This is a genomic window from Acinetobacter sp. 228, from assembly GCF_048147885.1.
Window position 1 is genome coordinate 27,730 of the sequence record NZ_JAYWYV010000010.1, and the last position, 26,080, is coordinate 53,809.

Genomic DNA, 26,080 nt, shown 5'->3' on the forward strand with positions numbered 1-26,080 from the left:
TATGGAAATCACCACCATTATCGGGATTGTTATTGCAATTATCATCATGCTGTTGGGCATCAGAATGTTGCTCAAAAAACCTGTCGAGGCAGCTCCTTCACTGGATGCCAGCCTGCATATCGACCCGGATAGCCAGACCCCTGTCATTCCTCGGCATGTACGATCGCAACTGGCAAAGCAGGACGCAGATTCAACACAACGCATAGAGCCAAGCCTGAGTGCAGGTGAACCGGCTCCTGAAAAGCCTTCCGCCTTTCGTAAGGCTGGATCAACTCCGGTTGAGCCAAAAGCGGTTGAAACTCCTGTAGCTGCCCATTCGGGCGATGTGACAGAGGCTAAAGTGGGGGCAACATCGGTCGCGACAGAAGCAGCTGACACAGCAGTAGAGCAAAAGCTGGCTGAAACAGAACAGGAAAACAATCACGCCGAAAATAAAGATAAAGCTGCCGAATTCAGTCTGAACAGCAATATTGAAAAAGCTGAAATTTCTGAATTTAATGATGAAAGCAGTATTCTGGATGCACATCTGCATGAGCAAAAAATAGTGGATGAAGAAAGTGCATTATCCAGTGCTGAAACCATTATTTCTTTGCATATCTATCCGCAAGGTCGTGTGCTTTCAGGTGATAAGACTTTGAAAGTTCTACTGAAATATGGTCTGCGTTATGGCGAACTGGCCTGTTTTCACCGTTATAGTGAAGATGGTTCAAAACTGCTGTTTTCGGTACTGCAAATGACTGATACAGGTATGGAAGGCTTTGATCTGGAGACTCTGTCGACTCAGGAAGTCAAAGGTCTGGCATTCTTCCTGGCTTTACCGCATAGTGATGTACAAAATGCTTTTGATACCATGGACAGTATTTCGCGGTTAATTGCTCGTGAAGTGGATGGTCTGGTCTATGATCAGAACCAGCAGGAATTCACGCCACAATTACGTGAATTCTGGCGCCATCAGGCAATTGATTATCGCCCGGGACAGGCCACCTGATTCGAAGATTGCTTTGTTCAATCTCCAAGTTGAATCTGTAGACTGCAATTTTTATAATAGCCAAAAGCTGAATATTCTACAGGGCGGATTTTCCGCCCTTTTTTATGGTGAAATTATGACCCAAGATGCCACTGTGATTGCGCAAATGCGTCAATTGATTCAACTGCTTGCCAAGCATAATCATGCTTATTATGTGATGGATCAACCGAGCATTGAAGACAGTGAATATGATCAGCTCTTTCATCAGCTCAAAGCCCTAGAAGAACAATATCCACACTTGCAGCAACCCGATACACCCACTATCAAGGTGGGGGGGCAGGCACTTGCAAAATTTGTAACTGTCACGCATGCCGTGCCGATGCTGTCTTTGGGGAATGTGTTCAATCAGGAAGATCTGCTGGCTTTTGCCCGCCGTATTGAAGAACGTTTGCCAAATCAAAAAATTGAATATGATGTTGAGCTGAAATTTGATGGCCTGGCGATTTCACTCTGGTATGAACATGGCGTACTGGTGCGCGGTGTCACGCGTGGTGATGGCGAAACGGGTGAAGATATTACCCAGAATGTCAAAACGATCCGTAACCTGCCAAAATTCCTGCCTCCAGTCAATGGAATTATTCCAGAGCTTCTGGAGGTACGCGGCGAAGTGCTGATGCCCAAGTCTGGCTTTGAACGTCTGAATGCTGCCAATGCCGCCAAGGGCGAAAAAACCTTTGCCAATCCGCGAAATGCTGCTGCAGGTAGTTTACGTCAGCTGGATCCGAATATTGCTGCTTCACGACCATTGGCATTTTATGCGTATGGCATTGCTCAGTGTGTACCGCCTCATGGTCAAAGCACCATGTCGGGCAGTCTGGAATGGCTGCAACAATTTGGCTTTGCTGTAGGTGAGTGCCATTTTGTCTGTAGCAGCATTGAAGAAGTGCAGCAGGTTTATGAGCAGGTCATGGAGAAACGTCCGAAGCTAAGCGTTGAAATTGATGGCATGGTGATCAAGGTCAATGATCTGAAACAGCAACAAAAACTAGGTTTTCTGAGCCGGGAACCACGCTGGGCCACTGCCTATAAATTCCCTGCAGTGGCTGCACTGACCACAGTGGAAAATATTGACTGGCAGGTAGGCCGTACCGGGACTCTGACCCCTGTAGCACGCCTGAATCCGGTTGCAGTCGGTGGCGTTACGGTTTCCAATGTGACCTTGCATAATATCGGTGAAATTCACCGTTTAGACGTAAGAATCGGGGATACAGTCAGCGTATACCGCAGTGGTGATGTGATTCCTAAAGTCGAAAAGGTCTGGCCGGAATTCCGCCCAGTCGATGCCGTAGAAGTGCATTTACCGGCCAATTGTCCGGTATGTGATTCACCAGTGGTGATGCCGGAAGGTGAAGCATTGGCTCGCTGTTCTGGCGAACTCTATTGTGCTGCACAGCGGATCGAAACCATTCGTCACTTTGTGTCGCGTAAGGCCATGGATATCGAAGGGCTGGGTGATCGCTGGGTAGAGTCACTGCTACATCTAAATCTTCTGAAAGATGTATCAGATATTTACCATCTGCATAAGCACCGTGAACAGTTACTCCAGATCGAAAAAATGGGGGAGAAATCGGTCCAGAATTTAATTGATTCTATCGAGAACAGCAAGAAAACCACATTGGCAGCTTTCATCTATGCACTCGGTATTCGTGGCGTGGGAGAAACTACGGCACGTATGCTGGCTAATACTTTCCAGACTTTGGAAGCATTACGCGATGCTGATATTGAAGCATTAAAGAAAACCCCGGATGTCGGTGATATTACTGCTGAGTGGATTGTGGATTTCTTCCAGGCCCCACATAACCTGGAAGTTCTGGATCGTTTGCTGGCAGCAGGCATTCATTGGGATGCACCAATTGCACCAACCCGCCAGCCACTGAACGGTGAAAGCTGGGTCGTGACTGGCACTTTAAGTTCGATGGGACGTGATGAAGCGACTCAATTATTACAGGCATTAGGTGCCCGGGTTAGCGGGAGTGTGTCTAGCAAGACCAAATGTGTAGTTGCAGGTGAAAAAGCCGGCTCAAAACTGGACAAAGCAGAAAAGCTTGGCGTACCGGTAATCAATGAAGAACAATTTATTACCTTGATGCAGAACTATGGCCAGCTTGAAGGCTGATTTTTCCGAGATCTTTTAGAATTTTAGCTCATAAAAAAGCCACCAAGAAGGTGGCTTTTTTATGAAGGGAAGAAAAAAATTAAGGAATATATTTTTTGACCAGACCATCATCCAGCAGCTGCTGGAAATGTTCGACCAGACTTTCATTCACAGGGCGGTATTCGATGCCGAGCTCATCCTTGCTTTTTTGAGCATTGAAGAAAATTGGATAGCCCATATTTAATTCGACAAACTTGCGACTAAAGCCTGCCACAGGACCAAACAGCTTGAAGGCTGTTTTCGGCAGTTGATTGCGCGGGAACGGAAATTTAGGACCAAACGCTTCACGCAGGATTTTACCCATTTCCAGCAGGCTTAAAGTCTCACTAGAGACAATATAGCGACCGTGCGCTTGTGGGTTAAAGGCAGCACGGATATGTGCTTCAGCGACATCCTGAACATCGACCACGCCATTCCACATCGGTGGAACGCCAAGCAGGGTCATGCCGTTGGCGAACTGTTGCAGGACTTCTACGCTGCCAGACTGGGTATTTGGCGTTAAGGATTGCCCAAAAACCAGTGCAGGATTGATGCAGACCAGATCCCAGCGATCCTGTGCTTCAGCCATTTCCCAGGCTTTACGTTCTGCCATAACCTTGGAGTATGGATAAGGCTGATGGATTTCTGAACTGGTGGTGTTCCAGTGTGATTCATCAAAGCTGGTGTGCTCGGTTTGCAAAATATCAATTGCATCACCATAAGTTGAAGCAATACTTGACGTCACGATCACACGTTGGACCGATTCGGTTTTATTGACACTGTTGAGCACATTTTGCGTGCCTAAAATCGCAGGTTCAATAATATCCTTGAGCGCATCTTTATAATTGGTCACCACAAAAGGCGAAGCCATATGAAAGACAATCTCACAGCCTTGCATGGCTGCATTAAAAGAACCTGGCTTGAGCAGATTGGCTTCAAACAGTTTAAGTGTGCCCGGACTGCTGTCAGCAATTTGTTCCAAATGCGTATAACTCTGGCTTTTGTTTAGATCACGTACCGTGGCATGTACGGTATAACCTTGTGTCAGAAGTTTCTGGATCACCCAGCTGGCAATATAGCCAGATGCACCGGTCACCAGAACAGGTGCTGTACTGTGTTGTAATGTCATATTTTAACCATTGTTGTTTTAACTTCGCATCGTCGTCACAATTATGCACGAACCAGACCAAACTAGTGAGTCCAAGACAAAAATAAGTAACAAGATAAGTGCTTATTAATATTTACAAAAATAAACGTTTGAATATTCCAGCCAGTTCATCTGAATAAAGCGGGTACAAAAAATGCAACACCTTGTTTTATAAATGGGATTTGGCCTAATAGAGAGCGTAAATGCAAGTGCTTCTCATTTTAATTATATAAAAATCATATATTTACAATAATTTTAATTTTGCAAATCGAAAATCTTTTCTCCATAATAGCAAGATAAAAGCAGGGAGTAATTCAAATGCGCGGTAATCCAGAAGTCGTAGATTATTTAAATATGCTGATCGGTGGCGAACTGGCTGCTCGTGACCAATACCTGATTCACTCTCGTATGTATGAAGATTGGGGTCTGACTAAAATCTTTGAACGCATCGATCATGAAATGCAGGAAGAAGCACAGCATGCAGATGCCCTGATCCGTCGTGTCCTGTTCCTGGAAGGTACGCCGAATATGCAGCGAGATGATATTGAAGTGGGTGCAGATGTTGTGACTTGTCTGAAAGCTGACCTCAAGCTTGAATATCATGTGCGTGAAAAACTGGCTCAAGGGGTAAAACTTTGCGAAGAGCAGGGTGATTATGTAACCCGTGACATGCTGCGCCAGCAAATGTCGGATACTGAAGAAGATCATACCTACTGGTTAGAAAAACAGTTACGCTTGATCGAGCTGATTGGTCTGCAAAATTATATTCAGTCACAAATGTAAAATATGCAGTTATAAAAAAACCCAGCATTTGCTGGGTTTTTTTATAACTGATGACTTAAGAATTATTATTACTCACGATCCCGATTTTTTTGACTTCCAGCCGTTGAGCTGCCGCCATGACCATGGCGATATGCTTATATTCTGTCGCACGATCTGCCTTGATTTTAATCTGATCCTGATCCGCTTTTTGCGCTACTGTCTTGAATAAGTTTTCCAGAGCCTGGGTATTTTCTACTGGTTGATCATTCCAGAAAATCTTACCTTGTGCATCCAGACGTAATTCCACCAGCTCAGGCGGTTTTTCTTCGGTTACAGGCGGTGTGCCATTTGGCAGGTCAATATTAATCGAGTTGTTTGGTAAAGGAATTGTGATGATAAACATAATCAACAAGACCAGCATGACATCAATCAGTGGTGTCATGTTGACATCTAGCATCACATCATCATCTTGATTTGAACCAACATTCATACCCATAAACTTAATCCCTCTTTGTGCTTAAGGTGTAGCGGGCGGAGTGGTGACAAAAGCAATTTTGCCAATACCCGCTTGCTGGGTCGTGCTGATCACCTGATCAATTGCCTCATAAGGCGTTATCTGATCACCACGGATATGCACTTCAGGCTGCGGACGTTTTTGGGCTTCTGCCTGTAAACGGGTCAGTAAAACTGATTTATCTGCGATATAGATTTCGTTCCAGAAAATATCACCTGTTTTGTTAACTGCCAGCTGGATGTTTTCCGGTTTGGTTTCATACGGTACATTTCTTTCTTCAGGTAGATCGACAGGTACAGTATGAATGGCAACCGGTACAGTAATCAGGAAGATAATGAGCAGAACCAGCATAATATCAACCAAAGGGGTGGTATTAATGGTTCCAATTACCTCATCATCGCTGTCGTTTGAATTGACCATCATTCCCATGGCTGATGCCTCACTCTTACTTCACGTCACGATTAACAGGATTATTGGTTGTAATTTCACCGCTGAGTAATACTGCGTGTAAATCAGAACCAAAAGTACGCACTTCTTCCATCACTGCTTTATTACGGCGGGTCAACCAGTTGTAGCCCAGTACTGCCGGTACAGCGACGGCCAGACCGATTGCAGTCATGATCAGTGCTTCACCCACTGGACCTGCTACTTTATCAATCGAAGCCTGACCAGAAACACCAATCGCGGTAAGCGCGTGGTAGATACCCCAAACCGTACCAAACAGGCCAACAAAGGGTGCAGTAGAACCGACTGTGGCAAGGAAGGCCAGGCCACCACTCAGATGGTTCTGGATTTTGTCGATTGCACGGGAAATCGAAATGGTGACCCAGGTATTGAAATCAATACGTTCAAGTAAATTACCACCATGATTTTGGGTCGACTTGATACCTTTTTCTGCAATAAAGCGGTAGACGCTGGCTTCATTGAGGTTTTGGGCTGCGTTATCCAGAGAAGACGATTCCCAGAACTGGTGTTCAGCTTCCTTGGCTTGCTTGCGAATCTTGCCTTGTTGCAGGCATTTGCTGATCATGATGTACCAGGTACCAATCGACATAATCAATAGAATGAACAGGGTAATTTTCGAAACAATATCACCTTCTTTCCACATGGCTTCCAGACCATAAGGATTATATCCAGCCTTTTCATCCTTAGCTTCAGCTGGTAATGGCGGCGGGGTCGGTGTAGCCGCTGTTGCTGGTGTTGTTACCGCTGTTTCAGTGACAGCACTGGTATTGGGTGTGGCGGACTGTTCTGCAAAAACTGCTTGTAAAGGCAATAAAGTGCTCATGGCAATTACGCCGGCAGCAGCCATATTTTTTAAAGGTTTTAGTGATTTTTTCATCATGGATCTCCTGATTTTTTCTTTATCTGTTGTATCTGTTAGTCAAGGACAAATTCATATGGAATGTCATACCAAGATTCTTGCGGTTCGCCATTTTTCATTGCCGGCTTGAAGGTACATAAACTGAAGGCTTTCGATGCGGCACGATCCAATGCACGGCTTCCGCTCGACTTTTTCACCTTTGCATCCTGGACCTTGCCAGCAGTATTTACATATACAGAGATCAGCACTTCACCTTGCTCTTCATTCATTAGTGCATCACGTGGATAGTCTGGGCGTTTACAACCCGCTTCACCTTGAGAAACACCACGAGTGACTCCAGAAGGCTGAGGTGGAGCTGGTGCTGGAGCGGCTGCAACAACTGGAGCCGGGGCTGCTACTGGGCTTGGCGAAGGACTGGCTGCAACAGGGGTAGGTACTGCAACAGTTGTCGGTTGGGTTGGCGTTGGAAGTGTTTTCTGTACAGGAACGACTTTTTCAACCGGTTTCACCTCAGGCACTTGCGCCACTTTCTCCACTATTTTAGGTGGTTCAGGTGGTGTTTCTTTTGGTGGTTCAGGTTCAGGCGGCTTAATATCCTGAATGATCATCAGTTCTACCGGCTGTTCTGACGGTTTTATTATTTCTTTTGCCATACCTGCTATCAGCACCAGGCCAACTAGAATATGCAATAAAATTACCACCCCAATACCAGTCAGTTTTTTGGCGGAGTTTTTTTCTAAGTCTTCAAACTTTGTGCCCATCATGACTCCTAGAATTTAAGACAAACAGGAAATAGTGCACTGATGAGAAAATTATTTTTAGTTACAGGCTGCATTATTTTTTGTTTGGCCAAAATTAAACGGGGAAAACTGCAAACACCGCTTGGCAGCAGTGTTTGCAAAGTGATTAATTAAAAGAATTTATAAGTACCGCGTAAGAAGTAGCTACGGCCTGTAGGGTCACCATGACGAGGGTCATAGCCATATTGTGCATTGTTGGTTGCATCAGACGCAGGTGGTTCTTTATCAAACATGTTCTTGATCCCTGCAGTCAATTCAAGGTTCTTGAATCCTTTATATGTTCCTGCAAAGTTGTAAACCATCCATGCACCTACATCACGTGTTTCTGAAAAATCTTTATATCCACGGATATATTGTTGCTCTAACAACATTCTCCAGTTTTCATAAGTCCAGTTCACATTGGCAATATGTTTCCAGCGAACGACTGCCGGATCATCATAAATACCTACGTAATCTTCCCATTCACCACCTGGTTCTATTTGGTAATCCATTTTGATGACATAAGTCCCATCAATTCCGAAACCAAAACGGCCAGTCGCGGTCATTGGACTTAAATAGTTCAGACTGAGGTCGATCCCTTGAGTTTTTAGGCCACCCATATTTTGTAAGGTCGTATTTAAATACTGGATACGGCCATCTGGTGCATAAACAATCAGGTTGCCATAGCGATCAAGATCATCAAAAATCATATCTGGAGAGACTGTACCGACCAGATCTTCGATTTTAATGTTGTAGTAATCAGCTGTGAAAACCAGGTTCTTGATTGGCTCGTAGACAAAACCGGCAGTATAAGAAGTTGACTCTTCAGGTTGTAAGTCCGGGTTACCGCCTTGTTTACGTTTAAACTGCATACCGCACTGATCGGCAAACTGAAGGTTGTTCGGTGTGCCATCAGCATTACAGAAACGCGGGTTATTGAAAGGTGAACTGGTATAGGTTTCGCTTTGCGGAGAGTTTATTTCCCATAAGCTCGGTGCACGGAAACCTGTGCTATACGAAGTACGGAACATGAGCTCTTTTACCGGCTCCCAACGTAGCGAGGCTTTCGGATTGAAAGAATCGCCAAAGTCGCTATAGTCATCATAACGTGCAGCAAGTTGAGCTTCTAACCCGGCTACGATTGGTATGTGAAATTCAGTAAATATTGCAGTGATATCGCGATCACCTTTACTGATTGGTTTGTCCGGGTCTATACCACTGCCTGGCACCTGACGGACAAGATCGGAATTTATTTTGGCTTCCCAGTCTTGGGTAGTGTAACTACCACCTACGGCAAAACCGACCTCACCTGCAGGCAATTCATAGATAGGACGGCTTAGGGTGAAATCCACGGTAGTTGAATCTAGCGTTGCCTGATTTGTCGGACCTGCGACATCAAAAGTAGACCATTTTCCGGCATCTTCCGGTGCTTGAGGGCCAAACGGGTTGAGTGTACCGTCATTCAGGGCTGCCTGGACTCTACTTTGGTTTAAGTAACCGCTGACGAAATTATCAGTCGCTTCGCCTTTGGCATAAGTTACACCACCGTTGAGGTCCCAGCCGTAGGCTTCACCTTCGATTCCAGCAAAGATCCGGTTGGATTCATTCTCTGATTTAGATACACGGTTGCCAGCCTGGGAACGTAAATAAAGTATTGAGGATGTGCCTGTCAAGCCGGGAATATCTGGAGTGATTCCTTGACCAGGATAGTATTTGCTGCTGTCTGGAATAGTCAGGCTACCACCCCATACATCAGGTGCAATAGAAGTGGTCACTTCGCTTTTAGTGTAAACATATTCCGCGACCGCGTTTAATGAATCGGTAAGTTTTAAGGTACCTTTCGCTAAAGCGGAGAAGGCTTCTTCATCCGGAGTAATACCAATTAATGCCTGTGTATTCAGCAGGCAGCGTGTGCCAGAGATAAACGTATTTGGAGCATTATTACAGTTCTGGTTGATATAAGGGTTAACTATACCCACGCCTGGATTTGAAATATTTGCTGGAAAGCCAGCAGTCGAACCGATCGCCATCCCTAGTTCAGGAATCAGACCGCCGCGGCGGCTGACTTTGCGGTCTTTCGCCATGATCATGTCGGACGTACGATAATCGATTACCCCATAGACGTTGAATCCTTGCTCGTCCAGATCACCATAGCCACCGAAGATGGAAACATCATATTCATCCCCATTCTTGTGTTCAGGTAATTGAAGTCCACCAGATATGCCAAAACCTTGGTATTCTTTCTTGAGAATGAAGTTGATTACCCCGGCAATAGCATCTGCACCATACACGGCAGAAGCACCATCGCGTAGCACCTCAATACGTTCAACCATAGCGAGTGGAATAATATTTAAGTTAACTTCAGATGTACTGAAAGGACTGTTGGCCAGACGGCGACCATTTAATAAAATCAGGGTCTTATCGGTACCAATACCACGAAGGTTCGCAGAAGAGCCTGAAGTATTACTTTTACCAATATTCTGGGATACAGCAAAACCGGCCTGATTGGCGCTGACCCTATTCAGTGCTTCCTCAACAGTGGTGACCCCCTGATTCACCAGATCTTCGACTTTAAGTACAGTAATTGGCGATGCACTCTGTGCAGCTACCCCTTTAATAGATGAACCCGTTACTGTCACTTTTTGCACCTTGGTCGGCTGCGTAGCGGAGTTTTCTGGTTCATCGGCTGCATGTGCCAAAGACAAACACATCATACTTAAGGTAAGCGTACTTAACTTAAGTATTGTTTTGCCAACTGTTGGAGCCCCCATAGATCCGACTAGTTTGTTTATTTTCATCGTAAAGTTCACCTTTCTTGTTGTGTGAAGATAATGCTGTATTCTTTTTAAGCAAAGCAAGTGCCAACTTAGCTGTAATTCTTATAAAAATATTGAATATATTGAGAAATGTTTACTTTATAAGGATTTATAAAGAAAGAACTTGTGCGTCATGGAAAGCAGACAGGCTGTATTGGAAAATATAAGAAAAAATGATATTGAAAATCAGTATTAATTGTTTTTCAGTAAGTGTTATTTAAAGAATATGTGAAATGGTTCACATTTAAAAATTCTGTAACATAGATATGAAATGGGCTGTAGAGCATAATTGATCAATTATTGATCATACTCTTAGTTATTAAAATATAAAGGATTATTTTTTTAGTTATAAATTGAAAAGTTGAGATGTGCTATAAAATGACTCACTGGTGAATTATTTTTGTGCAATATAATGAAAGTCATTGTAGGATTAATGTAATAAATATTTCGGAATTTATCTGAATAATTTTCTAAATCATTATTATTTTAAATAATTAATAAAAATATGTTTTTTGCTGTAAAAAGAACTTAATTACTGCTTAAAACTTAGAGTGGCATGAAATTAGCTTTCAAACGCTGGAGTCATAAGATAGGCTGAGTGTTGAAAAATAAAAAAACATGAAGCCAATCAAAAAAAGATAGATGCTTTCAAAAAAACTTAATCGTTTAAATAGCTTAAATAAACAAAAATAGGTATGAATTTGAAATCAGCAATTATAAGGATGACAGTTTTAGCGCTGGCAGTGGTATCCGGGGAAATAACCTTAGCAAAATCACCTGCACAACCAGATAAGGTTTTAAACCTGGCTTTCGAAGCACCTGATGATGGTTTTGATATGGTCAAAACTTATAATTTTTATAGTGGTAGCGTTGCCGAGGCTATTTTTGAACCTTTGTTACGTTATGACTATCTGGCGCGGCCGGCAATTCTGGTACCAAATACCGCTGAATCTTTACCCAAGGTTGAGAAGGATGGGAAAGTCTATACCTTTAAAGTCAAGCCGGGAATCTACTTCAGCCCAGATCCGGCATTTCAGGGCAAGAAGCGTGAACTGGTGGCGCGTGATTATATCTACTCCATGCAAAGGATCATGGATCCCAAAAATCATTCTCCTTCTTTTTCTTTTATCGAGGGAAAAATACTTGGGGCAGATCAGGTCATCCAGCAGGCTAAAAAAACTGGCAAGTTCAACTACGATGCAGCTATTCCCGGTTTAAAAGCACTAGATAAATATACTTTACAAATTACCCTGACCCGTTCCGATCTGAATTTTCCATATATTCTGGCTTATGTGGCTTTTAGTGGTACCGCACGGGAAGCGATCGAACACTATGGTCATCGGGCAGGTCAGCATCCGGTTGGAACAGGGGCGTATCAATTACACAAATATGTGCCGCGTAGCCGTATTGAACTGACCGCCAACCCGAATTATCGTGGTTTTGTCTGGAACTTTAAGGGTGATGGTTCTGAATGGGATCAACGTATTGTCAAAGCCATGCAAGGCAAGCAGATGCCGCAAATTGGCAAGATCAAAATCAGTATTATTGAAGAGGAACAGTCTCGCTGGCTGGCTTTAAAGTCTGGACAACTGGACTATGACAAACTCACTGCGAGCGGCGCTGAACAGGCACTGGAAAATAAGCAGCTGAAAAGCGAATACAAGAAAAAAGGCATCCTGCATTATCCGAATAAAGAACCGGAAATTACCTATACCATCATGAATATGCGTGATCCGTTAATTGGTGGAAATTCACTGGAAAAAATTGCCTTACGTCGTGCTCTCGCCTTGTCCTATAACCAGAAAGAAGCTATCCAGCAGTTGTACAAAGGTCATGCCGATAAAGCTGAAATGATTTTTCCAGAGGGAGTGGGTGGACATGACCCGAAGTATAAAAGCAGTATTGCTTATAACCCATTACTGGCCAATAAACTGCTTGACCGCTTTGGTTATAAGAAAGGTGCTGATGGTTACCGCACCTTGCCCGATGGCAAGCCTTTGATACTAAAAATGAATTCAACCAGCTCAAGCTCTTCGGTGATTTCTGCAGAGTTATGGAAAAAGAATCTGGATGCGATCGGAGTGCGAATTGAATTCAAGGTCAGTAATTTTGCTGACAATTTAAAAGAAGCCACCCAATGTAAACATATGATGTGGGGGGGAGCCTGGATTGCGGACTATCCGGAAGGGGAAAACTTTGCCCAGTTACTGTATGGGCCAAATGCGCAGCAAGGCAACCTGAGTTGCTATACCTCAAAAGCCTATGACGCGTTGTACCAGACCGCGATGAAACTGCCGCCGCAGCAGCGGACGCCATATTATGAGCAGATGAACCGTCAGATGGAGGCCGATAATCCATGGATTCTGCACAATACCCGGATACGTAACTGGTTGATTCATCCGCATGTACAGGGCTTTAAAGCCCATCCGGTGACCAGAGCAGTTTGGCAATATATGGATATTGAACCTGTTAAAAAATAACTTGAGAAGATTAAGAACCAGTATGAATGTGAATAAAAATACTTTAAAAAAACTGGCCAGTGGGGTGTTAGTGGCCGGTTTGATGATGGCAGGGAGTGCATCGACATGGGCCAGCAATCCTGCCAACCCGAATAAGGTTTTAAAAACAGTATTTCTGGCAGCTGAAACCGGTTTTGATCCGGGCTATATCCATGACCGTTATTCGGCCAAGATTAACTCGGCGATTTTCGAAACCTTATATACCTATGATTATCTGGCCTCACCGGCAAAATTAGTGCCATTGACTGCAGTCAGTCTGCCTCAAGTGAGTGCGGATGGCCTGACTTATACCATCAAAATCAAAAAGGGTATTTACTTTGCCGATGATCCGGTCTTTGCGGGAAAAAAACGTGAACTGACCGCTTATGACTATGCTTATAGCTTGAAACGTCTACTGGATCCAAAGCTGCATTCACCGAACAGCTGGTTGCTGGATGGCCGAATTAAAGGGCTGGACGCATGGATGGCCCTGACCAAAAAGAATGGCAAAGCCTATGAAAATCCGTTTGAAGGGATTCAGATCCCAGACCGCTATACCTTGGTATTAAAGCTGAATAATCCGGATCAGAACTTTCCGATGTTGCTGGCCCATGGCCCAGCCGCCGCAGTGGCGCGTGAAGTAATTGAACGATATAAAGACAAAGCGGGTTGGGTCATGAACAGGCCTGTGGGGACAGGTCCTTATGTACTGAGTCACTGGACTCCGGGTTCACGGATAATCTTAAAGCCAAATCCAGCTTATCGCGGTTTTGTCTGGGACTTTAAAGCCAGTAGCAGCGAAGATCAGGCCATTGTCAAAGCCATGCAGGGCAAAAAAATGCCGCAAATTGGCACCATTGATGTGCGTGTTATTGAAGAAGCGCAATCACGGATGCTGGCATTTAAGAAAAATGAACTGGACCTGCTCGAAATTGAGGGCGATATCGTCGTTCAGGCCCTCGATGGCGATAAATTAAAGCCTGAGCTGGCCCAGCAGGGGGTAAAGCTGTCACGTATTTTAGAGCCCTCCATTAGTTACCATTACTGGAATATGCAAAATCCGGTCGTGGGTGGTTTCGCGCCAGAAAAAATTGCCTTACGTCGTGCCATGGCAATGGCATTCTCAGTTGAAAACATGATCAGTATTTTACTCAAAGGAGATGGTGCAAAACTGCACATGCCTATTCCCCCAGGTGTAGAAGGCTATTCACCGTCCTATAAAAGCAGTACGCCATATTCGGTCAAGGCAGCCAATATGTTGCTCGATCGCTATAATTACAAGATCGGTGCAGATGGTTGGCGGAAGACGCCTGAAGGGAAACCTCTGGTAATTGAAATGATTGTTTACAATACCAGTCGGGGCCAGCAGCAGGGTGAATTCTGGAAAAAGACCCTGGACAGTATTCATATTCAAATGACCAGTAAGGCCATGCCATTTGCTGAAAGTATCAAGCTGGAAAAGCAATGTAAAACCATGTTCAAGAGTTCTGCATGGATTGCTGACTATCCGGATGCCGACAATTTTATGCAGTTGTTCTATGGCAAGAATGTCAATGTCACCAACAATGCCTGTTTCAAGCATCCTGAATTTGACCGTCTTTACGAGCAAACCCAGAGCATGCCGCCAGGCCCTGAGCGTGATCTGCTCTACCGCAAAATGACCCGGATTCTGGAAGTCAACATGCCGACCCTGATGCTCTATAGCAGCTACCGTAACGCCTTGACCCAACCCCAAATTATCGGACATAAGTCCCATCCGATTCTGTCTTCAGAATGGATGTATATCGATATTAATACGAAAAAGTAAGAAAAAATCTGGAGATGAATATGAAGTTAAAGCCTTTAAAATTAAGTACCTTATGTTTAATGATAATGGGGGGGTATCAAGGTGTAGCGGCAGATACCCAAGTACAGCTGCTGCCATTATTCAAGGCTGCAGAAATTCCATCTTTATGTGATGCCAGTCTGGCTTCCATGCAAAAAGATATCCAGATATTTGAAAATAAAAAAATTAAAGATAATGCCAAGGCAGGGCCTTATCTGGCCGAATGGGATGAGTTGCATGCCAAAGCCCGTGATTTCGGTGCTGCAGTAGGACTATATAGTAATGTCGATCCGGATCCTGCATTGCGTCAGGCAGCCGATGACTGTGAACTTAAAATCAGCAAATACCAGACCACCCTGTATCAGAATCCGAAACTGTATGCCCAGTTCAAGAAACTGAAAGCCAGTGATCCGATTGATCAGAAATTTTTAGAAGATATTCTGGAGCAGTTTGAGAACACCGGGGTACAACTCAGTGCAGAAAAACAGAAACGACTGAAAGAAATTATTGAAGAAAGTACTAAACTGGGGCAGGACTTTTCCAAAAATGTGCGGGATAACCCTGAAAAAGTTGAATTTACTCCAGCTGAAATGAAAGGCCTGCCAGAAAGTTACATCGCAAATTTAAAGAAAAATGAAAAGGGCAATTATTTGCTGGGCTTTGATTATCCGGAATACCAGCCTTTTATGGAGCTGGCAGAAAGTGATGAAGCACGCAAACGCTACCAGACCGCTTACACGCGTCGCGGGACCGAACAAAACCTGCAATTCATGAAAAAGGCCATTGATCTACGTTATGAAATGGCACAACTTTTTGACAAGGAAAGCTATGCCCATTCTGCGCTTGAATTCCGCATGGCCAAAACTCCTGAAGCAGTGAACGGTTTTCTGGATGAGGTTTATGCCAAAGTTGCACCTCTAGAAAAGCAGGATGTAGAACAATTACGTCAGTTCAAGGCTGAAACTTTAAAAGTTCCAGTAGAGAAAGCAGAAATTACACGTTGGAATCAGGGTTACTGGAGTGAAAAACTGCGTCAGGCCAAATACAAGGTAGACCAGGAAAAATTACGGGATTATTTCCCGACAGAAGCATCGCAAAAATGGTTATTCGCTATTTCTTCGGAACTCTATGGCATTGAGTTCAAGCCGGTGAAAGTCAAGGCTTGGCATGATGAAGTGGAATATTATGCGGTACATGACAAGGCTACGGGCGAATTCCTGGGCGGATTATATGTCGATAAATACCCGCGTGAAGGCAAATATGGGCATGCAGCTGTCTGGGGAGCTTATGGCGGCAGTACCCTGAATCAGCGTCGTCCGGTATCGGTACTGGTAACCAATTTTAACCGTAAGGGCTTGAATAGCAACGAACTGGAAACCTTTGTGCATGAAATGGGGCATGCCTTGCACGGGATTCTATCGAAAACCCGTTATACGGAACAGTCTGGTACCTCGGTAGAGCGTGACTTTGTTGAAGCGCCATCACAGATGTATGAAGAGTGGGCACGCCGTCTGGAAACCTTGTCAAAAGTAGCGGATTACTGTGAGCCGGCATGTCCTCGCGTGGATGCTGCCATGACCGAGCGCTTAAAGAATGTGAAGAATTACGGCCGAGGCCTGCATTATGCCCGTCAGGCTTTATATGCCCAATATGATATGGCCCTGCATGGTAAAGATGCAAAAAACATTGAGCCTTTAAAACTCTGGCAGGATATGGAAGGTAAAACCGCCTTGGGTTATGTCAACGGTCAGCAGTTCCCGGGACAATTCGGGCATCTGATGGGCGGCTATCAGGCAGGTTACTACAGCTATATGTGGTCTGAGGTCATTGCCCTGGATATGCTTTCATCCTTTGGCGATCAGCTGATGGACAAGAAAGTCGGTGCGCATTATCGCAATACGGTTCTGGCTCAAGGTGGTCAAAAGCATGGCGAGCAAATGGTGAAAGACTTCTTGGGTCGTGATCCGGACAGCAAAGCTTTCTTTAATGAAATCTCTGGAAAAAATTAAGGAAGGCAAGCGATGCTGGCATATATTATTCGACGGCTTTGGCAAATGATCCCGACCATGCTCGGGGTGATTTTGCTGATATTCCTGCTGTTTAACTGGGTAGGTGGAGACCCTGCCTATATTCTGGCCGGTAAAATGGCCAATGCGGAACAGATTGAGAACATCCGTCAGCAACTGGGTGTGGATCAACCGTATTACGTACAACTGTGGATATTTATCAAGCAGATTTTAACCTTTGATTATGGGGTGAGCTGGAGTACCGGGGAGTCGGTAGCACAGATTATCACCACCCGTTTGGGGCCGTCACTGACCATTCTGATTCCACTGACCATTCTGCAAACCATTATTTCTATCATTCTGGCTTTGGGTGTGGCTTCGGTTCGTGGTTCTTTGACAGATCGCATGATCATGATGCTGTGTACGATCGGTATGTCGATCAGTATTCTGGTATACATCATCGTGTTCCAGTATTTCCTGGCTTATGAATTGAGCTGGTTCCCGGTACAGGGCTGGAGCGATAATTTCGCCGATAATCTTTTCAAATATGCCTTGCTACCTGTGCTGATTATGTTGGTGGTCAGTATTGCACCGACTTTACGTCTATACCGTAGTTTTGTACTGGATGAAGTCAATCAGGACTATGTACGTACTGCGCGTGCCAAAGGCCTAGGTGAAAACCGTATCATGGGCGTGCATGTCCTGCGCAATGCCTCCATTCCGATTATTACCGATGTGATGGCAGGACTTCCGGCACTGCTGATCGGTGCTTTCCTGATTGAGCGTTTTTTTGGTATTCCGGGAATTGGCCGTGAAGTTATTATTGCGGTAGAACGTTCCGATTTTCCTGTGATTAAAGCCATTACGGTCTATGTCGCTGCTGCGACCATGATATTCAACCTGATTGCCGATCTGATCTATAAATGGGTCGATCCACGTGTACAGTTGAAGTAGGTGAATTATGCTGAGTGCGATATTTAAAAAAGAACAAGCGGCTGAAGCAGCACCTGAATCGGCTTCAACAGGATTATGGCAACTGGCCATGCGCCGTTTGAAACGTGACCGGATTGCCATGTTTTCCCTGTATGTGGTGCTGTTTTATCTGCTGCTGCTGGTGCTGTCAATGAGCGGCCTGATTGCTAAAGACTGGAATAAAGAAGTGGCGGTCAGCTATGCACCGCCGAGTTTTATCAGTGCAGCGCCAGTTCCGGTTGCATCTGATACAGAGCAGAGCGCAGAATCTGTGCCTCTACCGGTCAATCCAGTTGATCCCTTAAAAGATGTCATTGCTGAATTGAATGCTGAAATTGCTGCTGAGCAGGGTGCTGGTGCAGGCATCGATTATTATGGAGTGGTCGATCCGCTGGCAGAAGACATGAAGGCCATTAATCAGGAGCTCGGCGGCCAGCTGATGGATGAAAGTGGGGAACTCAAGCAAAGTCTGGTCTTCGGCGCCGATAAATGGGGGCAGGATGTTTTACAGAAAACCATTAAGGGGGCTGAAACCTCGATTCTGGTTGGACTGATTGCAGCCTTTGTCGCTGTACTGATTGGGACTGCACTGGGTGCAATAGCAGGTTACTTTGGTGGTTGGGTCGATGATGTCCTAAACTGGTTTTATAATATCTTTACTTCGATTCCCTATCTGTTGCTAGTTTTGGCGATTGCCGCAGTGTTACAGCAGAAAGGTATTTTATCAATCATCCTGATTTTAGGTCTGACTGGCTGGACCGGGGTTTTCCGTTTGGTTCGTGCCGAATACATGAAACATACGGCACGTGAATATGTACTGGCTGCCAAGGCGATTGGCGTGAGTAATATGCGTCGTATGTTTGTCCACATTTTTCCCAATGTCAGCCATATTGCCCTGGTACAGATGTCTATTCTGGTGGTGGCATTTATCAAGTCTGAAGTCATTTTGAGCTTCCTTGGTTTCGGTGTGCCTATCGGGGTCGTGTCATGGGGCAGTATGCTAAATGAAGCGCAAAGTGAGCTGATTTTGGGTAAATGGTGGCAACTGGCGGCAGCCTCAATCGCCATGGCGGTATTGGTGACTGCTTTCTCGATGTTTACCGATGCACTCCGTGATGCATTAGATCCAAAACTGAAATAGGAGCGCAACGATGTCTGAAATCAATCCAAGCACAGTACCTGCGTTACTTCGCGTAGAAAATCTGCGAGTCAGTTTTAAAGGTGAAAATAAAGAATATATTGAGACCGTAAAAGGGGTTTCTTTCGAGATTCCGGCCAATACCACGGTTGCACTGGTAGGTGAGTCGGGGAGTGGCAAGTCGGTTACTTCCCTCGCTACTATGGGCCTGCTTCCGGCAGAAAGCGCCCGTATTTCAGAAGATAGCCAGATCATCTTTGAAGGGAAAAACCTGCTCAAGCTTAAAACCCGTGAAATGCGCCAAATGTGTGGCAAAGACATTGCCATGATTTTTCAGGAGCCCATGTCTTCGCTAAATCCGGTATTTACGGTAGGCATGCAGATTGCAGAAATCCTGCAACTACATTTGGGCATGAATAAAAAACAGGCGCGGCAACGTACCCTGGAGCTCCTCAAAGAAGTGGGGATCCCTGCGCCAGAAACTAAAATTGATGCCTATCCGGGGCAGCTTTCCGGTGGACAGCAGCAACGGGTCATGATTGCCATGGCCATTGCCTGTGAACCTAAACTGTTGATTGCAGATGAACCGACCACAGCTCTGGATGTGACTATTCAAAAGCAGATTCTGGACTTGCTGGAATCGCTGCGTCAGCGTCGCCAGATGTCGATGCTGTTTATTACCCATGATCTGGCATTGGTTGGTGAAATTGCCGATCAGGTGATTGTGATGCGCCATGGGGAAATCCGTGAACAGGGTCCGGTTCGGGAGGTGCTGGACCGGCCTCAGGACATGTATACCAAAGCCTTGTTACACTGCCGTCCACAATTGTCGCAACGTCCGTTACGTTTGCCGATGATCAGCGATTTTATGAAACAGGATGGTTCAACCTGGCTGGAAGATATCCGTCTGAATACTCAGCTCCCACAACGTTCACGTGGACTAAAGGGCGGAGAGGAAATTATTCTGGATGTACGGGATCTGAAAAAATCTTTTTATAGTCGTAAAGGACTGTTTGGCAAAGATGAATTTCAGGCAGTAAAAGGGGTTTCTTTCCAGTTGGCCAAAGGCAAGACCTTGGGGCTGGTCGGGGAATCCGGTTCAGGTAAAACTACCATCGGTTTATTGCTGATGCGTCTGCAACAGGCTACGGGTGGTAAGGCACTGTTTCAGGGTCGGGACATTCTGGACATGTCGGAACAGGAGTTTACCCAGTATCAACGTAAAATCCAGATCATTTTCCAGAATCCCTATGCTTCGCTGAATCCACGTTTTACTGTTGGACAAATCCTGATGGAACCGATGCAGATTCACAAGATTGGTCAGGATGATGCCGAACGCAAACAAATGGCTTTAGACCTGTTGGAGCGGGTCAGCTTGCCTGCACAGGCTTTTTATCGTTATCCGCATGAGTTTTCCGGGGGTCAACGCCAGCGGATTGCAATTGCACGTTGTCTGACTTTAAAACCTGAGATTTTAATCTGTGATGAATCGGTCTCGGCGCTGGATGTATCAGTACAGGCGCAGGTGCTGAATTTACTGCAAGACTTACAGGATGAATTTGGTCTGAGCTATATCTTTATTTCGCATGATTTGTCGGTGGTGAAATATATTTCTGATCAGATCATGGTGATGAATCATGGGGAGCTGGTAGAAATCGCCAATTCAGATGAACTGTATCAATCACCACAGCATGAATATACCAAGCGTTTACTCGGTGCTATCCCGCAAGGGATTCCACAAAGTGCCTGATGCATAAGACATAAAAAAGTCAGGCAATGTGCCTGACTTTTTTTATTTATCTTAATTATTAAAACTTTTTAAAGCCTTTGTTGGCGCCATATGGACGACGCGGCGCATTTTCATCACGCTCTTCACGACGACCAAAGCCCTGATCCGGACGGTTTTCACGACGAACGAACTGAGTGCCATTCTGGTTTTCACTTCTGTCACGACGACCATAAGCATTGTCATCACGACGCTCACGGCCAGTGTTATTTTGTGGTTGCTCATCACTGTCACGACGTTGCTGACGCAAGAAACCGCCACGGCGTGCAGCCATCGGCTTGTCCTGCATACGTTCATTACGGCGTTTTGCCATACCAAACAAGCCAGTACCTTGACGTGGTTTCAATTCCACTGATTTAGTCAGGTTGTCAATATCCTGTTTATCCAGTTCAATCCAGCGACCGGTACGCAGTTCGCGTGGCAAAATCACGCTACCATAACGGGTACGCAGTAGACGGCTGACTTTCAAGCCTTGTGATTCAAAGATACGACGGACTTCACGGTTACGCCCTTCTTTTACCACCACCTGATACCAGCGGTTGATCCCGTCACCGCCAAGTTCAGAGAAAGATTCAAATTTCGCAGGACCATCATCCAGCACTACGCCTTTCAACATGTTATTTTTCAGTTGTGGTGTTACTTCGCCCATGACACGAACCGCATATTCACGTTCGATTTCATTCGATGGGTGCATCAGACGATTCGCAAGTTCGCCATCATTGGTAAACAGTAGCAGACCGGTCGAGTTAATATCCAGACGACCCACCATTACCCAGCGATCGCCCGGAATAGCAGGCAGTTGTTCAAACACAGTCGGACGGTTTTCAGGATCGCTACGTGAGCAGATTTCGCCTTCAGGTTTGTAATAAATAATGACACGACGACGGATTTCGTCTTCAATCTGGAACGCAACTTTACGACCATCGATGCGAAGCTCATCACCTGGTTCGATTCGTTCACCCACTTGGGCAATTTGCCCGTTGACACTTACACGACCTGCGGCAATGACTTCTTCCATATAACGGCGAGAACCCAAACCAACGCGTGCAAGCACCTTTTGCAACTTTTCACTCATGACAGCATAACCTTAGAAATAATTATCAACAGTTCACCTATTTATGACTTCGGTGCATTTGCATCGAGGGCCATAAAAGCTTCCTTGGCATCCTGCAGGGGAGGCAATTGGCCCAAACTATTCAGGCCAAACGCATTTAAAAATTGTGGCGTTGTCATTAACAACGCAGGTCTTCCAGGGAGTTCACGAAATCCAGACTCTTTAATCCAGTTCCAGTCAAACAGCGTACGCAGGTTTTGACTGTTATTCGTAACACCACGAATCTGTTCAATATCCGCTCGAGTCACAGGCTGATGATAAGCAATCACTGCAAGCGTCTCCAGTAATGAAGGCGACAAGCGAGCCGGTCGTTCAGGCCAGGTCTGTGCAATAATATTACGATATTTTGCACGTACTTGAAAACGATAACCTTGTGCTGTTTCCACCAGTTCAATTGAGCGGCCATGCATCAGCATGGAAAGCTGTTGTAAATACTGACGTAATTCCTGTTTGCTATAACGATCCTGAAAAGCTTCTTTCAGACGGGCCAATGAAACCGTAGTGTCGCTGGCAAAAATAATCGCTTCAAGCTGCATCAGGACTTCATGCAGATTATCTTCTGCAGATAACAGCATATTCTGATTGGGTGTCATTGGCTGGCTCCTTGAATCGCGAGCGGGGCTTCAATACCTGTAGCAATAATCTGAATTTTTTGTTGTCGGGTTAGTTCCAGCACGGCCATAAAGGTGACCACCATGCCCATACGGCCTTGGCTCGGTTTTAACAAGTCCTTAAAGCTGAGTACTGCGCCAGTTTCAATACAACTTTCAATATAGGCAATCCGTTCTTCCAGCAGTACCGGTTCCTGTTGTACCTGATGAATCACCGGTTCAGGACGGTTAAATATACAAAGCAAGGCATCACGCAGTAAATCGCTTGAATAGCCTTCATTCGGCTGCTGGATGTCTCCCAGAGTGACATTGGCGGTAAAGGTGTCACGTTCCAGAATCGGCATCTGGCCCAGACGTTCTGCTGCCTGTTTAATTCTTAAATAATTTTCTAAACGGTCAATCAGTTCTTGTTTTGGATCTTGTTCAATTGCAGCCAGACTTTTCGGTTTAGGTAATAGCAAACGTGATTTCAGATCTGCCAGTAATGCGGCCATCACCATATAGTCTGCTGTCAGTTCGATATTCAGGGATTTCATTGCGTCCATGTAAGACAAATACTGGGCTGCAATCGGTGCAATATCGACCTGTAACAGGTCAAAACCGTTTTTTTGAATCAGGTAAATTAAAAAGTCGAGCGGGCCTTCAAAATGTTCTAATAAAATTTCAAATGCTGCTGGAGGAATATACAGATCCTCCGGGATTGTCTCCTGCCATTCATCCAGAACCCGAATGTGCGGAGCAGATTCCCTAATGTTATGGATAATTTGAGTCATTACAATTATAGGCCACGCGAATTTTCAAAGGCATGCAAAGGCTTGATTTTCGGTATCTGATCGAAACAAAAGCACAGGATTTAGCAGTGGCATTGTACTGGAAAAGTAACTTTAAATAAATTAAATAAACACTCAAAGCAATAAAAACTTAAAAAAATAATGGAATTTAACTGCTCTTTAAAAAAAGCATAGAACAAAAGACTGAGTACAGCAGAAAATATACGATGATCTTCATGTTAATACGAGTTTAAAAATTAAGAGACCGAAGGGTAAACATCGGTTGATGCATGCAAAAAGCTGGATAAAGGCTGTCCTTCTTACTGGAAAGAGAAAGTTATTTAGTGGATAGGCGCTGAATGAATTTTAAACGGATTTTCCATTAAGAAACATGAAATTAATAAATATTAATAAAATGCACTTCTATAATTTTTGGTCAAAAACTTCGCTATACTGCTGAAAAAATAGTCGAAGCTCACAAAAAATATTAAAAAGGTGAAGAAAGTATGCCTCTTATTTTGCTTGTTATTGGAATGATCGCATTCGGGGGATTTTGGGCTTATCCCAAATATCAGATTATGCAGCTTGAAGATGAAGCACGCACAGGACTGAAATCAGGGGGATTCTCGGCTTTTGCCGAACGGGCCCAGCCTGTCATGCAGGCCATGAAAATGGATTTTAGCATCCTTGACCAATATCCTCAGATCCGTTTTTATATGCGGCATATGGCCTATGAAGGGGACCAGCTGGACGAAAGGGTTAAGCTGGATATGCAAGCCATGTCTTGTGAGTCAATCAATTCCTTTAAAGTCATGGAACCCAAGGCACGTACAGCAATGCTAAACGTACTGGAGGAAGATCAGATCGTTTTTCATGTGTATCTGAAAAATAAACTGGGCGAGGAACTCATGCACCATGAACAGAAGCTATCGCAATGCCCAAATTTCATTGCAGTTCGTCATTATGAACGTAGTTCAGACTCCTAAACTGTTTTTGGCAACCACCACATACCTGTCGAATTGAAAAGAATAAAACTGCAACCTCTCACCATATGCTGTTTTAGATTTTTATAGTGAGGAATGACTATATTCCTTAGCGGCAAACTCAATGAGACGCTGACAGGTCTCTGCCAGGCATACATTTTGGTTTGAATTGATCTGCAACCACTGTCTCACTAGAGCCAACGTCAGGAAAAATTGGTACTCAGTATGATCAATATTTACAGTGGGATGGGGAGAAGAATGTGCTTCGACCATGATTGCCTTGGATTGTAGAGTCCAAGGCATTTCTGCATAGATTAAATCCTGTGCAGAAAATTCATGCTGATTCAGAAGCAAATAAAATAGATCCATGCATTCGAACTCTCTCAATACTGAAGGACAATTTTCGCATTCTTCATTTAACGACTATTCAAATGCACTCACATCACCGACACCCCGACGGATCACTTCTGGATGATCACCGGATAAATCTACAATAGAAGTTGTGCTCAGCGTGCCTAAGCCGCTATCTATAAAAACATCAATGCGTTTGCCCAACTGCATTTCAATATCATAAGGATCATCAAGTGGATCGGTCTGTCCTGATAAAATTAGGGTAGAGGTCAACAGCGGTTCACCGAGTTCTTTGAGCAGCATCTGGCATACCGGATTATTCGGAATGCGTAGACCGATAGTTTTCTTTTTGGGATGCATCAAACGACGCGGGACTTCACTGGTCGCAGGTAAAATAAAGGTCGTGACTGCCGGTGTATTATTTTTCAGCAAACGGTACATGGCATTGTCCACTTTGGCATAGGTGGCAATATCGGACAAATCACAGCACAGAATCGCATATTGATGCTTTGGACTCAGACCACGAATCTGCGCAATCCGTTCCATGGCACTCTTGTTCCCGATCTGGCAACCAATCGCATAGGCCGCATCAGTGGGATAGACCACCACATCACCCGCACGGATACGTTCCACTGCCTGACTGATTAAGCGGGGTTGTGGGTTATCTGGGTGTACGCGTAAATGCAGCATAGAGGCTACTCCAAGCTTGGACTGATGGCTTATTATGTGGCGCTTGAGTCAAATCTGACAATCATTAAAAAGGTAGATTTGTGTAATTTAATCAAGCATTTCACGTCTAAATTCATCAGATTGTAAACTTTTACCACCTCTGGTACAGGCACAGATACATTGGATAAAGCGCATTGCATCACGTGGAAGCTTGGCCGTGCCGTTGAAATAAGCCTGCACCTGGGTGTAGACATTGTCTTTAAAGCCCTTGCCATCCCCGCCGTCGCCAGTCAGATTATCCAAAGATACCCGGAATTTACGGCCAAAAGCCTGGGCAAACATCCATTCAATCGCCTGCGGCTTGACTTCGACCTGTTCAAATAAAGCCTGCTGTTCCTGGGTACGCCCATCTGGCGCATACCAGTAGCCCAGATCTGGCAACAGGCGGCGTTTGTCTCCGGCAATGGTCCAGTGACTGATTTCATGCAAGGCACTATTAAAGAAACCGTGCGCAAACTGGATCCGGGCAGGGGCATCCTGGGTTGCCGGGAAATATTCTGGTTCAAAAGCGCCACGGACTAAAGTGACATTTAGGTGGGAAAACCAGTGATTAAAGTGTAAGATGAGCCAATCAACCTGCTGCACTTCTGATAATAAATTCGCCCACGGTAAGCGTTGCACTTGCTGTAGTGAGCTGTCAGAATCGGAGGTTGAAAGTGTGCTAACGAGTGATGAAATATTCACTTCTGTTTGCGGCTGCAACAGATGCATGACTGAAATTACCCAATTGGTCTGTCTAAAAATAAGTACAAAATTGTATCTTAATCTTTGACAGAGTTCTGATGAATTTGTAG

Annotated in this window: 22 protein-coding genes; 10 read left to right on the plus strand and 12 right to left on the minus strand. The window is 44.8% G+C overall.

Going from position 1 to position 26,080, the window contains the following annotated elements:
* The first annotated feature begins 1 nt into the window (after position 1).
* Both VXQ92_RS09295 and ligA read left to right on the plus strand, forming a co-directional pair.
* On the plus strand, positions 2–988 hold the full coding sequence (locus VXQ92_RS09295; RefSeq protein WP_416681194.1) for a cell division protein ZipA C-terminal FtsZ-binding domain-containing protein: 987 nt from the start codon (positions 2–4) through the stop codon (positions 986–988).
* 115 nt (positions 989–1,103) lie between these two features.
* Positions 1,104–3,143 carry an NAD-dependent DNA ligase LigA gene (gene ligA, locus VXQ92_RS09300; RefSeq protein WP_416681195.1) on the plus strand — a complete coding sequence of 680 codons (2,040 nt, stop codon included), beginning with the start codon at positions 1,104–1,106 and terminating at the stop codon, positions 3,141–3,143.
* 79 nt (positions 3,144–3,222) lie between these two features.
* Here ligA and VXQ92_RS09305 read toward each other — a convergent pair whose 3' ends face one another.
* Entirely contained in the window at positions 3,223–4,290 is a 1,068-nt protein-coding gene (locus tag VXQ92_RS09305) for an SDR family oxidoreductase (protein WP_416681196.1), read from the minus strand.
* Positions 4,291–4,626: 336 nt separating this feature from the next.
* Between VXQ92_RS09305 and ftn the strand changes: the two genes are divergently transcribed.
* Positions 4,627–5,091, plus strand: a complete 465-nt coding sequence (gene ftn, locus VXQ92_RS09310) for a heteropolymeric bacterioferritin subunit Ftn (protein ID WP_064097009.1) — start codon at positions 4,627–4,629, stop codon at positions 5,089–5,091.
* A 55-nt stretch (positions 5,092–5,146) separates the two neighbouring features.
* Here ftn and VXQ92_RS09315 read toward each other — a convergent pair whose 3' ends face one another.
* The 5 genes from VXQ92_RS09315 to VXQ92_RS09335 all read right to left on the minus strand — a co-directional run bounded on the left by VXQ92_RS09315 (position 5,147) and on the right by VXQ92_RS09335 (position 10,485).
* On the minus strand, positions 5,147–5,566 hold the full coding sequence (locus VXQ92_RS09315; protein ID WP_064097008.1) for an ExbD/TolR family protein: 420 nt from the start codon (positions 5,564–5,566) through the stop codon (positions 5,147–5,149).
* Between the two features lie 21 nt (positions 5,567–5,587).
* A complete protein-coding gene (locus tag VXQ92_RS09320) occupies positions 5,588–6,013 on the minus strand; it encodes an ExbD/TolR family protein (RefSeq protein WP_064097007.1) in 426 nt (141 codons plus the stop codon).
* A 16-nt stretch (positions 6,014–6,029) separates the two neighbouring features.
* Complete coding sequence (locus tag VXQ92_RS09325) at positions 6,030–6,929, minus strand: MotA/TolQ/ExbB proton channel family protein (RefSeq protein ID WP_416681197.1); 900 nt, start codon at positions 6,927–6,929, stop codon at positions 6,030–6,032.
* Between the two features lie 35 nt (positions 6,930–6,964).
* Positions 6,965–7,669, minus strand: coding sequence for an energy transducer TonB (locus tag VXQ92_RS09330; RefSeq protein ID WP_064101801.1), 705 nt, complete (start codon positions 7,667–7,669; stop codon positions 6,965–6,967).
* Positions 7,670–7,818: 149 nt separating this feature from the next.
* On the minus strand, positions 7,819–10,485 hold the full coding sequence (locus tag VXQ92_RS09335; RefSeq protein ID WP_064097004.1) for a TonB-dependent receptor: 2,667 nt from the start codon (positions 10,483–10,485) through the stop codon (positions 7,819–7,821).
* A gap of 740 nt (positions 10,486–11,225) precedes the next feature.
* Here VXQ92_RS09335 and VXQ92_RS09340 point away from each other — a divergent pair.
* The 6 genes from VXQ92_RS09340 to VXQ92_RS09365 are packed head-to-tail and all read left to right on the plus strand — an operon-like array spanning position 11,226 to position 20,692.
* Positions 11,226–12,983, plus strand: coding sequence for an ABC transporter substrate-binding protein (locus VXQ92_RS09340; RefSeq protein ID WP_416681198.1), 1,758 nt, complete (start codon positions 11,226–11,228; stop codon positions 12,981–12,983).
* Between the two features lie 22 nt (positions 12,984–13,005).
* The gene (locus VXQ92_RS09345) at positions 13,006–14,808 is read left to right on the plus strand and encodes an ABC transporter substrate-binding protein (protein ID WP_416681199.1); all 1,803 of its coding nucleotides are present in this window, start codon (positions 13,006–13,008) and stop codon (positions 14,806–14,808) included.
* A gap of 20 nt (positions 14,809–14,828) precedes the next feature.
* A complete protein-coding gene (locus VXQ92_RS09350) occupies positions 14,829–16,835 on the plus strand; it encodes a M3 family metallopeptidase (protein WP_064097001.1) in 2,007 nt (668 codons plus the stop codon).
* Between the two features lie 12 nt (positions 16,836–16,847).
* On the plus strand, positions 16,848–17,786 hold the full coding sequence (locus VXQ92_RS09355; RefSeq protein ID WP_004279216.1) for an ABC transporter permease: 939 nt from the start codon (positions 16,848–16,850) through the stop codon (positions 17,784–17,786).
* Between the two features lie 7 nt (positions 17,787–17,793).
* Complete coding sequence (locus VXQ92_RS09360; RefSeq protein ID WP_416681200.1) at positions 17,794–18,945, plus strand: ABC transporter permease; 1,152 nt, start codon at positions 17,794–17,796, stop codon at positions 18,943–18,945.
* 10 nt (positions 18,946–18,955) lie between these two features.
* Positions 18,956–20,692, plus strand: coding sequence for an ABC transporter ATP-binding protein (locus VXQ92_RS09365; protein ID WP_064096999.1), 1,737 nt, complete (start codon positions 18,956–18,958; stop codon positions 20,690–20,692).
* Positions 20,693–20,750: 58 nt separating this feature from the next.
* Here VXQ92_RS09365 and rluB read toward each other — a convergent pair whose 3' ends face one another.
* From rluB to VXQ92_RS09380, 3 genes are read right to left on the minus strand one after another with little or no spacing between them, the layout of a single operon-like run.
* Positions 20,751–21,803, minus strand: coding sequence for a 23S rRNA pseudouridine(2605) synthase RluB (gene rluB / locus VXQ92_RS09370; RefSeq protein ID WP_416681201.1), 1,053 nt, complete (start codon positions 21,801–21,803; stop codon positions 20,751–20,753).
* Positions 21,804–21,844: 41 nt separating this feature from the next.
* Entirely contained in the window at positions 21,845–22,435 is a 591-nt protein-coding gene (gene scpB, locus VXQ92_RS09375; RefSeq protein WP_416681203.1) for an SMC-Scp complex subunit ScpB, read from the minus strand.
* Entirely contained in the window at positions 22,432–23,226 is a 795-nt protein-coding gene (locus VXQ92_RS09380; RefSeq protein WP_416681204.1) for a segregation and condensation protein A, read from the minus strand. The genes scpB and VXQ92_RS09380 overlap by 4 nt, the downstream gene beginning before the upstream one ends.
* A 503-nt stretch (positions 23,227–23,729) precedes the next feature.
* Here VXQ92_RS09380 and VXQ92_RS09385 point away from each other — a divergent pair.
* Complete coding sequence (locus VXQ92_RS09385) at positions 23,730–24,209, plus strand: hypothetical protein (RefSeq protein WP_416681205.1); 480 nt, start codon at positions 23,730–23,732, stop codon at positions 24,207–24,209.
* 81 nt (positions 24,210–24,290) lie between these two features.
* On the opposite strand, the gene VXQ92_RS09390 is transcribed toward VXQ92_RS09385, so the two are convergent.
* The 3 genes from VXQ92_RS09390 to VXQ92_RS09400 form a co-directional block, all read right to left on the minus strand.
* Complete coding sequence (locus VXQ92_RS09390; RefSeq protein ID WP_416681207.1) at positions 24,291–24,575, minus strand: hypothetical protein; 285 nt, start codon at positions 24,573–24,575, stop codon at positions 24,291–24,293.
* Between the two features lie 54 nt (positions 24,576–24,629).
* Positions 24,630–25,247, minus strand: a complete 618-nt coding sequence (locus tag VXQ92_RS09395) for an L-threonylcarbamoyladenylate synthase (protein ID WP_416681208.1) — start codon at positions 25,245–25,247, stop codon at positions 24,630–24,632.
* A gap of 87 nt (positions 25,248–25,334) precedes the next feature.
* Positions 25,335–25,997: an elongation factor P hydroxylase gene (locus VXQ92_RS09400; protein ID WP_416681209.1), complete on the minus strand. Its 663-nt coding sequence runs from the start codon at positions 25,995–25,997 to the stop codon at positions 25,335–25,337.
* Between the last annotated feature and the right edge of the window lie 83 nt (positions 25,998–26,080).